This is a genomic window from Providencia rustigianii DSM 4541 (assembly GCF_000156395.1).
Classification (GTDB): domain Bacteria; phylum Pseudomonadota; class Gammaproteobacteria; order Enterobacterales; family Enterobacteriaceae; genus Providencia; species Providencia rustigianii.
In genome coordinates, this window is sequence record NZ_GG703818.1 from 371586 (window position 1) to 384223 (window position 12638).

The following is a 12638-nucleotide window of genomic DNA, read 5'->3' on the forward strand; positions in this document are numbered from 1 at the left end:
GAAAATAGAACACTGACAGGCTCTTTTTCTTGCTGTTTACAGTAATACATCGATTTTTAGCTGAGTAGTCTGGATTTTGATAAACACCGTCCTATAAATAGGATAATGTCTTCCTAACTCATTGTCCTATTTTTGCAACAATGAAATCCATTTTTGCCTCTACTCACCTCTCCAAGACTCTTCTATTATTCATTCATCAAAACTGAATTTAGGAGTCAAACCATGAAAAAAATCATTGGTATTTATCAATCCCCTCGTAGCCATTGGGTCGGTGATGGCTTCCCTGCTCGTTCCATGTTTTCTTACAGTAATCATGGAAAATATTTGAACCCATTTTTGTTACTCGATAGGGCGGGACCTCATAGTTTTCCAAGCTCTGATGCGGCCAATCGTGGCGTTGGCGAGCACCCACATAAAGGGTTTGAAACTGTAACTATCGTGTATGACGGCGAAGTTGCCCACCACGATTCAACCGGTGAAGGTGGCGTGATTGGTCCCGGTGATGTGCAATGGATGACCGCAGCATCCGGAATTTTGCATCAGGAATATCAATCTGATGACTTTATGAAGAATGGTGGAACCCTCGATATGGTGCAATTGTGGGTTAACCTACCAGCAAAAGATAAATTGGCTGCACCGGGTTATCAATTACTGCAACGGGATAGCATCCCAAATATTGATCTGCCAAATGATGCAGGTGTCTTGCGAGTGATCGCTGGTGACTATTTAGGCCACTCAGGTGCCGCACGGACATTTACCTCTCTGGATGTTTGGGACTTACGGCTGAATAAAGGAAAAACCGTCGGTATCCAAACTAAAGTGGGTCGCAATGTTGGCTTAGTGATGCTGAGAGGCTCAATATATGTGGATGGTCATACTGCGTTAACTGAAGGTGAGCTGATGATCCTTGATGGCAGCGACAGTAATATCGTGTTAGAAGCCACTGATGATGCTTTAGTTCTATTCCTCAGTGGTGAAGCTATTGATGAGCCAGTCGTGGGTTATGGTCCGTTTGTGATGAACACCACTCAAGAGATCAATGAAGCAATCAATGACTTTAATAGTGGGAAATTTGGTCGAATTCCCAATACAAATTAGTTTGGTGTAACTTGACGCCCTAATTGCTCTCGATTAGGGCGTTTTTTATTTCACCTCCGGCGAAATATTTTCGGCTAAATAACTGAGTAATAGCTGTACCGAAGGCAGTAATCCTTTACGGGATGGGTATACCGCGTGAATGATATCCTCTGGAAATTTCCATTCTGGTAGCACCTCCACCAGCGCCCCTGTCTGCAACTCTTTTTCTACAACGCCAAGAGGTAATCTGGCAATTCCAACACCTTTCAATGCTGCATGGTAAAGGGTCAAAACATCGGTCGTTGCTAATTTAGGCGTAAAATGTTGAGTAAAACTTAGGTCATCATTATTTTTAAGCGTGAGAGTATAACGCTGGGAATGCTCCGTATTCCCTAACATTGGGTAATTGACCAGCTGCTCAGGCTCCGTCGGCTCACCTTTTTCAATAAATAATGATGGGCTAGCAACAAGTACTCGCCGGGAATATCCCAATACTTTCATCATCAGGCCAGAATCATCAAGGGGAAGAGACCGTACCCTTAATGCCAGATCGAGCCCTTCACTGATCACATCAACCGGACGATTTACGGCCAAGATCTGGACATCGATGTCAGGATATTTCACCATAAAATCAATCAATAAATCTTGCAGGTACACTTGCAATAACGCCACAGGGCAAGACAGCTTTATGGTGCCTTTAGGGTGCGTTTGAACAGAGCAAATCAGCTCATGGGCGATATTCGCTTCATCCACCACATTTTTACATTGCTGATAAAAAACCTGTCCGATCTCCGTAACATGAAATTGCCGAGTCGAACGGTAAATTAAAGAAACATTCAGTTTCTGCTCTAAATCTGCAATTCGTCGGCTAAGCTTAGATTTTGGAATACCTAGCGCTAATCCTGCTTGAGAAAAACCGCCACATTCGACAACTTTCACATAATAATAGAGATCGTTCAGGTCATATTGCATAGTGGATTAGCGACCCTTGCCAAATAAACGATGATGAAATTCCTCAATCTTATGATTGTCTAGCCGATTTTGCATGGTGAGGCTCCAACTGGCAGATAGCCCCGCAGCAGAGAGAAGGCGTTGATACAATTCTTCATCATAGGGTGCATGAAAAGCAATCATAATAGCTTCTTGTACAGAAACATCACTATTACGGCTGAGTAATTTCATTGGCATGTTGCTGCCAACTTTTCCCCCTTTAATCACCCGATATAACCAACCACAACGCCCTTCATCCTGCATCACTTGGGCAAAATTTTCGATCCCAGTGAATCCGTTGAGTTTGTAGCAAGGAGAACGAGGTTGAGTCACTTGAATTCGTGCATCACCCCAGCTATAAATATCCCCGATAAATACACTTTCTTCGGTCATACCTAGAGTTGATAAATTTTCACCAAATGCACAAGGAGCAAATAAGTCTTCGAGCTCAGGATAGCGATGGTGCCAAAACTCATAATGCTCTTGAGGATAATGGCATAGCGCCCTATCGGGCCCACCATGATAGCGTTTTTCTGCTTGCTCATCCCCTTCAATTCCTAAAGACCCTAACACCAACACATCGTCTACGCCTCGTTTATGAATGGCGCTAACACCACAATGCTGTGTTTCTTGAACTGATCCAATAAAAACTTGAGGATAAATTTGCATGGTAGGCTCTCTATGAAACTGTATGAAATAATTTTCATTCTAAAGAATGCGCATACAGATAACAATAATCGTCCAACCAGACGAAATAAAAAACGCGGCTCATCAGAACCGCGTTGATAGGTAAATCAGTCACAGACAGAAAATTTATTTTGTTTTGTCTGCAAAGCGTTTTGCCGCTTCATCCCAGTTCACAACTGACCAGAATGCTTTGATATAGTCAGGACGACGGTTTTGGAATTTCAGGTAATAAGCGTGTTCCCAAACATCTAAACCAATGATTGGATAACCCGATGTGCCAGAAATAGCTTCACCCATTAATGGGTTATCTTGGTTTGCCGTAGAAACAACCGCCAGCTTGCCATCATCTTTTAAGACTAACCATGCCCAACCGGAACCGAAGCGTGTCGCAGCGGCTTTTTCAAATAGGTCTTTAAACGCATCAACGCTACCGAAATCACGCTCAATCGCTGATTTCAATTCGCCTTTTAACTCAGTATTTAATTTTAGACCTTTCCAGAACAGGCTGTGGTTTGAGTGACCGCCCGCATTATTACGAACAAAAGTACGTTGGTCCGCAGGAATTTGATCTAATTTTTGAATTAAAACATCAATATCCAAACCTGCTAATTCAGGTAATTTTTCGAGTGCAGTATTGGTATTATTAACGTAGGTTTGATGGTGCTTAGTATGATGGATTTCCATGGTTTGTTTATCAAAATGAGGTTCCAGCGCATCATAAGCATAAGGTAAAGCAGGTAATGTATAACTCATATTGTTAGTCTCCAGTGACTTATCTTTCTACCTCACAGACTGAATCGGACTTCAGTAACTGCGTTTTGTAAACACCACTCCATTATAGTTATTTTGTTGTTAATGAAAATCATTATCAAACCCATGTGAATTATGTGGTTATTCTCATTCTCTGTCATCACTAGCTTATTCAGTAACTAATGCCATTATTATTACCCTTTATTTTTCTTTAATTTCAATAATGGTTATATTTGTAGAGTTTAATTCCAAACAAGCATTTAGCATCAAATGATCATACTGCAAATCCCATGACTATTAATACGTGATCTTCCGCTCAAAAGAAAAACAAAATAAGCATCGATACTTCAGTTAACTGTTTTTTGACATATTATTAACATCTGCAAGGAGATAATAATATGACTCAAATAACTAAACATTCCGTTCCTGCTGATATTGCAAAAAATGCCCTGATTAACGAACAACAGTATAACGATGAGTACCGACGCTCTATTCAAGACCCCGAAGGATTCTGGGGCGAAAAAGGAAAAATCGTTGATTGGATTAAACCTTACACTCGCGTTAAAAATACCTCTTTCGATCCTGGGCATATCAATATCCAGTGGTTTGAAGATGGCACCCTCAACCTCAGTGCCAATTGCTTAGACCGTCACCTTGCTACTCGAGGCGACCAAACTGCCATTATCTGGGAGGGTGATGACCCTTCTGCATCAAAAAATGTCACTTACCGTGAACTGCACCACGATGTGTGTCAGTTTGCTAATGTGCTGAAAAAACAAGGTATCCGTAAAGGAGACGTTGTTGCTATCTATATGCCAATGGTGGTGGAAGCTGCTGTCGCAATGTTAGCCTGCGCACGTATCGGAGCTATCCACACTGTTATTTTTGCAGGCTTCTCTCCAGAAGCGGTTTCTGGTCGAGTTATCGACTGTAAAGCTAAGTTGATCATAACTTCAGATGAGGGGTTACGTGCAGGGCGCGCTATTCCGCTGAAAAAGAATGTCGATGATGCCTTGATGAATCCGCAAGTCACGACGGTTTCTAACGTGATTGTTTACCGCCGTACGGGTAATGCACCAAGCTGGGTTGAAGGCCGAGATCTTTGGTGGCATGAGCTCACCGAAGGTATGAGCGCAGACTGTCCTCCTGAAGAAATTAATGCGGAAGACCCTTTATTTATTCTGTATACCTCCGGTTCAACAGGAAAACCGAAAGGGGTTCTCCACACCACAGGTGGTTACTTGGTATATGCCACCCTCACCTTTAAATATACCTTTGATTATCATGAGAATGAGGTCTATTGGTGTACAGCAGATGTTGGCTGGGTAACAGGTCACAGTTATTTACTGTATGGGCCGCTGTCCAATGGTGCTAAAACGCTGATGTTTGAAGGTGTTCCAAACTATCCTGCCGTTAATCGTATGGCTCAAGTGGTAGATAAACACCAAGTCAATATCCTGTATACCGCCCCAACAGCTATCCGTGCATTAATGGCTGAAGGTGATAAGGCCATTGAAGGTACTCGCCGAGATTCTCTGCGTATTTTGGGATCCGTTGGTGAACCTATCAACCCAGAAGCATGGGAATGGTTCTATAAGAAAATGGGAAATAGCCGCTGCCCTGTGGTTGATACGTGGTGGCAAACAGAAACTGGTGGCTTCATGATCACCCCGCTGCCGGGAGCTACTGTCTTAAAACCGGGGTCTGCAACCTTACCTTTCTTTGGTGTTCGTCCTGCACTGGTCGATAACCTCGGCGAACCACTTGATGGCGCAACAGAAGGTAACTTGGTGATTGTGGATTCATGGCCAGGTCAAGCTCGTACACTATTTGGTGACCATGAGCGCTTTGAACAAACCTATTTTTCTACCTTTAAAGGTATGTACTTTAGTGGTGATGGTGCTCGCCGTGATGAGGACGGTTACTACTGGATCACCGGACGTGTGGATGATGTTCTGAATATTTCTGGCCACCGTTTAGGTACCGCAGAAATTGAGTCAGCTCTCGTTTCACATCCAAAAGTTGCAGAAGCCGCTGTCGTCGGTATTCCTCACAGTATCAAAGGTCAGGCAATTTATGCCTATGTCACGTTGATATCCGGTGAAGAGCCATCACCAGAACTGTATACCGAAGTTCGTAATTGGGTTCGTAAAGAAATTGGCCCGATTGCAACCCCAGATGTTTTACATTGGACAGATTCTTTACCAAAAACACGTTCCGGCAAAATAATGCGCCGCATCCTTCGAAAAATTGCATCAGGGGACACCAGTAACTTTGGAGATACCTCCACACTGGCAGATCCAGGTGTTGTCGAAAAACTGCTAGAAGAAAAACAGTCAATGAGTATGTCATAACCCTACAGGTCGCCTACGGGCGACCTTTAATAAATACTCAGTATCATTCAATAAGTAGAAATAGAGTTCGCCAAAATACCCAGTTAATTCTGTGGGTAGCCAAACGTAGCCCTAAAATCTGCCCTTTGAGGAAAAAGAGTATACCAATTATACAATAACAGAGGAGAACTCTGATGAATGCTACTGCTTACGAAAAGGTAGAGGATAACCCTCGCTTCCAAGAACTGGTGAGAAAACGTAGTCGCTTTTCATGGTTATTATCTGCAATAACATTAGTTCTGTATGTTGGTTTTATTTTTCTTATCGCGTTTGATCCTAGCTGGCTAGGAACCCCCATTTCTGAAGGCTCCTATATCACAAGAGGTATCCCTGTTGGGGTTGGGCTCATCGTTATTTCATTTATCCTAACGGGTTTATATGTTATCCGTGCAAACGGGGAATATGACCGTTTAACCGCGGAAATTTTACAAGAGGTAGAAAAATGAAAGTCTTACTCTCGCTTATTCTGTTTTTTACCTCATCGATGGCTTTTTCTGAGGCGCTAACTGGCGATGTCGAGCGCCAACCCGTCAATATCCAAGCCATCATCATGTTCTTGCTGTTTGTTGGCTTTACGTTATATATCACTTATTGGGCATCAAAAAGAACACGCTCTCGCTCTGATTACTATACTGCGGGAGGTAAAATTACCGGGTTCCAAAATGGTATGGCGATTGCTGGGGACTTTATGTCAGCAGCATCATTTTTAGGGATCTCCGCGCTGGTTTATACCTCTGGGTACGATGGATTAATCTACTCCATCGGGTTCTTAATTGGCTGGCCGATTATTCTCTTCTTAATTGCAGAGCGCTTGCGAAATCTTGGACGCTATACTTTTGCGGATGTGGCTTCATATCGATTGAAACAACGACCAATCAGGATATTATCGGCGGTCGGCTCACTGGTTGTTGTGGCGCTGTACCTCATTGCTCAAATGGTTGGTGCCGGTAAACTGATCGAATTACTCTTCGGATTGAATTACCACGTTGCGGTAGTGATTGTCGGTATCTTAATGGTGCTTTATGTTTTGTTTGGCGGAATGTTAGCAACCACTTGGGTACAAATTATCAAGGCAATCTTATTGCTAGCCGGAGCAACTTTCATGGCGGTTATGGTCATGAAACATGTTGGATTTAATTTCAATACCTTATTCAAAGAGGCGGTGGCAGTTCATAAAAACGGTATTGCGATTATGAGTCCCGGAGGCTTAGTTTCCGATCCCATATCCGCCCTATCTCTTGGGTTAGCATTAATGTTTGGTACTGCCGGTCTGCCCCATATTATTATGCGATTCTTCACGGTAAGTGATGCTAAAGAAGCACGTAAAAGCGTATTCTACGCAACTGGATTTATCGGTTATTTCTACATACTGACCTTTATTATTGGATTTGGTGCTATCGTTCTGGTGGGTTCAAACCCCGCCTTTAAAGATGCCGCAGGGGCATTAATTGGTGGCACCAATATGGCCGCGATTCACCTTGCCGATGCGGTAGGTGGCAATTTCTTCCTTGGCTTTATTTCTGCCGTAGCCTTCGCCACTATTTTAGCGGTTGTTGCTGGATTAACCTTAGCAGGGGCTTCAGCTGTGTCCCATGACTTATATGCGATGGCAATGAAGAATGGTAAAGCAGATGAGCGAGATGAGCTGAGAGTCTCCAAAATCACCGTCGTTATCTTAGGCTTTGTCGCTATCGGTTTAGGTATTTTATTTGAAAAGCAAAATATTGCCTTCATGGTTGGCTTAGCGTTCTCCATTGCTGCAAGCTGTAACTTCCCAATCATTCTGCTATCAATGTATTGGAGCAAACTAACAACGCGTGGTGCTCTTGCCGGTGGCTGGTTAGGGCTCATTACTGCGGTGGTGTTAATGATCTTAGGCCCTACAATCTGGGTAACCATTTTACACCATGATAAACCTATTTATCCGTACGAATACCCAGCCATTTTCTCTATGCTTGTCGCATTTGTGGCTTCATGGTTATTCTCTGTTACGGATAATTCAGAGCAAGGTAAGATGGAGAGATCTCGATTTAAAGAGCAATTTATTCGCTCACAGATTGGTCTTGGTATAGAGCAAGGTAAATCCCACTAAATTAATATTTTTATTTCTCTGAAAAACGACTCTTTGAGTCGTTTTTTTATTTCTAAAATAACAATGAGTTAATTTAATACAATGGAAAATATTTATATTATTTATAATAAACATAATAACAATAAATAATTGAAACTAAGTCCTTATAATCACAATATAAAAAACAATACTTACTTATAGCCAAATAAAAATAAATTATGACAATAAAATTATTAGATAACTAATGCTTTGTTTTCATATAAATATAACTTTATTTTTTATAAAAAAATAACCATTAATACAATTCTACTAAAAATTATTGCATTTTTAACCTTGCTAATTTTATGGATTAGAACTATTAATTAAATTGCCAATTATTCTAACTAAAGGTAAATAAATAATCATGATGAAAAAAATAGACTCAAATATAATAGATAAAATAAAGTCACTTAAAATAAGCACATCAACCATTATAGATATATTAGATGGACTTAAATCCGGTGATGTATTATCTCATCAGTTATTATCTTTAAATATTACTAATTATTACACGGTAGGACAGGCTTATACCGTTCAATGGAGACTGGTTAAAAAAGGGAAAAGTATCACAGATAAACAACCCTCAACGTGGGAACAAGTACGCCAATTTCTTGTACCTGAACTGAACTCTGCTGATGGATTAGTATACGTAGCTGGTGCCGGAGATTTACTCAAGCATGCAGCACTGGCAGGAGGAATGAGCTGTACCTATTTTCAAAAGTTGGGATTTAATGCCATCATCCTAGGAGGAGCAGTAAGAGATATCAGTGAGCTTAGAGAGCTAGATATCCCAGTCATTGCAAGTAACATAATACCGTCTGATACACAGGGGGCTTACTGTGTAAGTGAAACAGGTACTAGTTGTAGAATCGAAGATAACATTATACATACTGGAGATTTAATTATTTCCGATGAAAATGGCTCTGTCGTTATTCCATTTAATTTAATCGACAAAGTAATTAGTGAAGCAATTTCAATTAGTAGCACTGAAAACACCATGTTGACAAAAATAAAGTCTGGTCAGCGATTACCAGAGTTAATTAACGAAACAGGAAGAATATAAATTAGCGAGAGGTAATAATATTATGTTTAACATCCATACATTAGGACCTAAAGATACAAATTGTGAAAAAGCTGCCCATTATTGGTTAGAGCAAAAAAAACTTCATGGAAATGTCATACTTCATGAAACGTTAGAAGATGCAGTAGAAAAAATAAAAAAAGATACAGACTGTATTTTACTTGGCTGTATTGTTTATCCTTATTTACATAATATCGTTTTTAAAAATTTAAATTTATTAAAATTAACAGATTGCTTTGTAATGGATACACACAATATGTTATTTGCTAGTCGATTCAATGAGTTTAAGAAAATTAAATCCGTAGGTTCACATCCTGCACCTAAAGATTTAATTTCTGAAATACATCATTTAAATCCTAGCATAGAGTCTATTTTATTTAATTCAAATAGTGAGTCCGCATTACAGTGTGCAAAAGGCACAGTTGATGCCTGCATTACAACGCTTAAAGCTGCCGAAAGTAATCACTTAACTATCTTGCATGATTTTGGTCCCGTGCCTATGGGATTCTCCATTCATACAAAAATCAACTAATCATATCTTTCATCCCAAAATAAGGGTGCATCATGAGTCTATTTTTATCGAATGAAATGACCTCCTACGATATGGATCTGAACCGTAGCGAAGGTGAAGAAAGTAAAATACAAGCAAAATTTATCCATGGAACCGGCTTTACCATGGCATTTTGGACGTTTAAACCACACGCAATCATTCCTGAGCATGTACATGAACATGAGACTGCAACAACTATCTTAAAAGGGTCATTGCGTTTAACGGTTGATGGAAGAACGGTGTATTTACATGCCGGTGACTCTTTTATCATTCCCTCTTGGGCTACCCATGATGCTGAAGCACTAGAGCCATCAGAAGTTATCGATGTGTATACGCCAATTAGAGAAGACTATTTGGCAAGACAAAATGGATCGATTGAAACTTACCTTAATACTTCCCAGAAGAAAGCTGACTGTTCCTAGGAGATATTAATACCTTAAGATTAGTTTTCACCAGAATTTAAAGCAGCATTATTGCCCATATTGGGCGACTACTTGCCTTAAATATATTGAGATAATTAAACCATTAAAGATGCATTTAGCATTTTTATAGGCCGTTATTGTCTTTTTTGACCTAATGCTCTATTTCAAATAGTAACTATGAAACACCAGTAATACCCAGATGTGCCTAGTTTCATAGTTAAGGAGTGGATATGTTACATTCTTTCGATTATGACGTCATTACGGGAAAACATGACGATATTTCTAACGCTGAAGGCTATCCTTTCTTTAAGAAAAACTCGCTAAATTCATGGTCTCCATCTTCATGGAAAGATTTTCCCATTGAGCAGAACCCAGAATATCCTGATCAGTGTGCTTTGCAATATTATCAAACTCGTCTAAAAAGCTACCCGCCACTCGTACTTGCTTCAGAAATTAGACATTTTAAAAAAACACTTTCCCTCGCTACAGAAGGTAAGGCTTTTATATTACAAGGAGGTGATTGCGCAGAATCCTTTGATAGTTGTAAATCAACAGTAATTAAAGATCTGATTTATACTTTTGGTCAGATGGCAGGATTAATACATCAATCAATTAAACTACCCATTATCAATATAGGCAGAATCGCAGGACAATATGCGAAACCCCGTAGTAACCCATTTGAAACGCAGGATGGGATAGAACTGCCTAGCTACCGAGGTGAAATTATTAATGGGCTAGACTTTACTGATGCCAGCCGGACACCTGACCCCCATAGAATGTTGAACGCATATTATCATTCATCTGCAACGTTGAATTTAATTAGAGCGGTGAATTCATCTGAATCTCCCGAGTACTCTTATCGCTGCAACATAAAAATTTATCCTGGGTCAACCGAACAGTCTCACTATATACATTTTTTAGAAGAGCTTTATCGGACCTCTAGCTATCTTTCTAACAAAGATAACACCTCAAAGTCTATGTATGTCAGCCATGAAGCATTGCTACTTCCGTATGAAGAATCGATGACACGACAGGATTCAAGTGATCAAAAATGGTATAACTGCTCAGCTCATATGGTCTGGGTGGGTGAAAGAACGAGAGATATCGATCAAGCACACGTTGAATACTTAAGAGGCATAGAGAATCCTATTGGTATTAAATGTGGCCCAAAAATAAGTTCAGAAACCCTTATAGAACTGATTGATAAATTAAACCCTAACAATGAGTTAGGAAAAATAATATTGATTATCAGAATGGGGGTTAATAATATTCTTGATTCATTACCTAACCTAATCGCCGCCGTAAAAAACCACGGTGCTCCTGTAATTTGGATGATTGATCCAATGCATGGGAATACAAAGGGTACAAACAGCGGATATAAAACAAGGCATTTTTCAGATATGAAAAATGAGGTTTTGCAATTTATCAGTGTATTAAAAAATGCAGGAATACACCCTGGTGGATTACACTTAGAAATGACAGGAAAAGATGTCACTGAATGTACGGGTGGACTTCAAGAAATCAATACCAACGATATATCTTATAAGTATCAGACCCTGTGTGACCCTAGACTAAATAGGATGCAGTCACTTGAATTAGCTTATTTTCTTGGTCAAAACTGGTAATAACATTGACTAAAACGACAATTTGCATGCTTTAGGCATATCAACAAACAATTCATACAAAAATCTCCCTGTAGGTATAGGGAGATTTTTATCATAAAAATAAGTTAACACTTCATTTGACCGTAACTGCCAACATCTTTTCGGTTTGTAGCCAGTCATCAACGAGTTTATAAAGTAAGCTTGGTTCACGCTGGCTTTCAAGCTGTAATTTTTCAAATTCATTTTTATCATTCGGACTATATTGAGATAGAAGTCTCTCTAACATAGGGCGTTTTTCAATAAAACGAGTATTAATTTTCAAAGACTTATATAAAACGATAGCAATCAATAAACTTAGTGCAACAACCCCAATAGTAGCGATAAGACTATTATCCATTCCTACATAATTTTTCATCATAACAAACAAAGAGAGCGGAATTAAAAATATCATTAATAAAGAAAGAATTAGAGCACCATCCTGACCATTATTAAATTCATTTTCTTGCTGTTTATTAACAGAAATAATCTGTTCAAAAATTTCACTATTCTTGCTTTTCATTTTATCCACCTATTGGATGAACATAAATCCATCCTTTTAGCTACGCAATAACTTGATTAGATAAAAATAACCATTTTTAATAGTATATTACCAACATAATTAAACATCAATTTAACAATGTTAATCTATAGCATTTACATTTAATGGCGTTTTTATCTACAAACGTGATAATAATAAGGTGAGGGATAGAACTAAAAGCAATATCTGGTAAATAATGATTAGAATTATTTCAGTGATCTTTAAACGCAAAAAAGCCACCCATTGGGTGGCTTCTCGGCTAATTTAATGTCTGGCAGTTCCCTACTCTCACATGGGGAGACCCCACACTACCATCGGCGCTACGGCGTTTCACTTCTGAGTTCGGCATGGGGTCAGGTGGGACCACCGCGCTATTGCCGCCAGACAAATTCTGTTT

General features: G+C 39.7%; 12 protein-coding genes and 1 rRNA gene. 8 read left to right on the top strand and 5 right to left on the bottom strand.

Annotated features, from left to right (window positions below):
• The first annotated feature begins 222 nt into the window (after positions 1-222).
• The gene (locus PROVRUST_RS06775) at positions 223-1098 is read left to right on the top strand and encodes a pirin family protein (protein ID WP_006814008.1); all 876 of its coding nucleotides are present in this window, start codon (positions 223-225) and stop codon (positions 1096-1098) included.
• A gap of 45 nt (positions 1099-1143) precedes the next feature.
• Here PROVRUST_RS06775 and PROVRUST_RS06780 read toward each other — a convergent pair whose 3' ends face one another.
• From PROVRUST_RS06780 to sodA, 3 genes are all read right to left on the bottom strand, one after another.
• Positions 1144-2049: a LysR substrate-binding domain-containing protein gene (locus PROVRUST_RS06780; RefSeq protein ID WP_006814009.1), complete on the bottom strand. Its 906-nt coding sequence runs from the start codon at positions 2047-2049 to the stop codon at positions 1144-1146.
• Positions 2050-2055: 6 nt separating this feature from the next.
• Positions 2056-2736: a 6-hydroxyaminopurine reductase gene (gene yiiM, locus PROVRUST_RS06785; RefSeq protein WP_006814010.1), complete on the bottom strand. Its 681-nt coding sequence runs from the start codon at positions 2734-2736 to the stop codon at positions 2056-2058.
• Between the two features lie 144 nt (positions 2737-2880).
• Positions 2881-3507: a superoxide dismutase [Mn] gene (sodA, locus tag PROVRUST_RS06790; RefSeq protein ID WP_006814011.1), complete on the bottom strand. Its 627-nt coding sequence runs from the start codon at positions 3505-3507 to the stop codon at positions 2881-2883.
• Between the two features lie 395 nt (positions 3508-3902).
• On the opposite strand from sodA, the gene acs reads away from it, so the two are divergent.
• From acs to PROVRUST_RS06825, 7 genes are all read left to right on the top strand, one after another.
• Positions 3903-5858, top strand: coding sequence for an acetate--CoA ligase (gene acs, locus PROVRUST_RS06795; protein WP_006814012.1), 1956 nt, complete (start codon positions 3903-3905; stop codon positions 5856-5858).
• Between the two features lie 173 nt (positions 5859-6031).
• Positions 6032-6343, top strand: coding sequence for a DUF485 domain-containing protein (locus PROVRUST_RS06800; protein WP_006814013.1), 312 nt, complete (start codon positions 6032-6034; stop codon positions 6341-6343).
• A complete protein-coding gene (actP, locus tag PROVRUST_RS06805; RefSeq protein WP_006814014.1) occupies positions 6340-7989 on the top strand; it encodes a cation/acetate symporter ActP in 1650 nt (549 codons plus the stop codon). Before PROVRUST_RS06800 ends, actP begins: the two co-directional genes overlap by 4 nt.
• A gap of 382 nt (positions 7990-8371) precedes the next feature.
• Positions 8372-9070 carry an RraA family protein gene (locus tag PROVRUST_RS06810; protein ID WP_006814015.1) on the top strand — a complete coding sequence of 233 codons (699 nt, stop codon included), beginning with the start codon at positions 8372-8374 and terminating at the stop codon, positions 9068-9070.
• 22 nt (positions 9071-9092) lie between these two features.
• A complete protein-coding gene (locus PROVRUST_RS06815) occupies positions 9093-9620 on the top strand; it encodes a prephenate dehydratase domain-containing protein (RefSeq protein ID WP_006814016.1) in 528 nt (175 codons plus the stop codon).
• 32 nt (positions 9621-9652) lie between these two features.
• On the top strand, positions 9653-10060 hold the full coding sequence (locus PROVRUST_RS06820) for a cupin domain-containing protein (RefSeq protein WP_006814017.1): 408 nt from the start codon (positions 9653-9655) through the stop codon (positions 10058-10060).
• Between the two features lie 230 nt (positions 10061-10290).
• Positions 10291-11685: a 3-deoxy-7-phosphoheptulonate synthase class II gene (locus PROVRUST_RS06825; RefSeq protein ID WP_006814018.1), complete on the top strand. Its 1395-nt coding sequence runs from the start codon at positions 10291-10293 to the stop codon at positions 11683-11685.
• 112 nt (positions 11686-11797) lie between these two features.
• Here the strand turns inward: PROVRUST_RS06825 and PROVRUST_RS06830 are convergent, their stop codons facing one another.
• The gene (locus tag PROVRUST_RS06830) at positions 11798-12223 is read right to left on the bottom strand and encodes a hypothetical protein (RefSeq protein WP_006814020.1); all 426 of its coding nucleotides are present in this window, start codon (positions 12221-12223) and stop codon (positions 11798-11800) included.
• A gap of 287 nt (positions 12224-12510) precedes the next feature.
• Positions 12511-12626 (bottom strand): 5S ribosomal RNA (gene rrf, locus PROVRUST_RS06835).
• Positions 12627-12638 lie beyond the last annotated feature (12 nt).

What these genes read in the sequence shown, in the direction of transcription:
- PROVRUST_RS06830 (WP_006814020.1), bottom strand. Translation starts at nt 12,223, where the DNA reads ATGAAAAGCAAGAATAGTGAAATTTTTGAACAGATTATTTCTGTTAAT.
- PROVRUST_RS06815 (WP_006814016.1), top strand. Translation starts at nt 9,093, where the DNA reads ATGTTTAACATCCATACATTAGGACCTAAAGATACAAATTGTGAAAAA.
- yiiM (WP_006814010.1), bottom strand. Translation starts at nt 2,736, where the DNA reads ATGCAAATTTATCCTCAAGTTTTTATTGGATCAGTTCAAGAAACACAG.
- PROVRUST_RS06820 (WP_006814017.1), top strand. Translation starts at nt 9,653, where the DNA reads ATGAGTCTATTTTTATCGAATGAAATGACCTCCTACGATATGGATCTG.
- sodA (WP_006814011.1), bottom strand. Translation starts at nt 3,507, where the DNA reads ATGAGTTATACATTACCTGCTTTACCTTATGCTTATGATGCGCTGGAA.
- PROVRUST_RS06810 (WP_006814015.1), top strand. Translation starts at nt 8,372, where the DNA reads ATGATGAAAAAAATAGACTCAAATATAATAGATAAAATAAAGTCACTT.
- PROVRUST_RS06780 (WP_006814009.1), bottom strand. Translation starts at nt 2,049, where the DNA reads ATGCAATATGACCTGAACGATCTCTATTATTATGTGAAAGTTGTCGAA.
- actP (WP_006814014.1), top strand. Translation starts at nt 6,340, where the DNA reads ATGAAAGTCTTACTCTCGCTTATTCTGTTTTTTACCTCATCGATGGCT.
- acs (WP_006814012.1), top strand. Translation starts at nt 3,903, where the DNA reads ATGACTCAAATAACTAAACATTCCGTTCCTGCTGATATTGCAAAAAAT.
- PROVRUST_RS06825 (WP_006814018.1), top strand. Translation starts at nt 10,291, where the DNA reads ATGTTACATTCTTTCGATTATGACGTCATTACGGGAAAACATGACGAT.
- PROVRUST_RS06800 (WP_006814013.1), top strand. Translation starts at nt 6,032, where the DNA reads ATGAATGCTACTGCTTACGAAAAGGTAGAGGATAACCCTCGCTTCCAA.
- PROVRUST_RS06775 (WP_006814008.1), top strand. Translation starts at nt 223, where the DNA reads ATGAAAAAAATCATTGGTATTTATCAATCCCCTCGTAGCCATTGGGTC.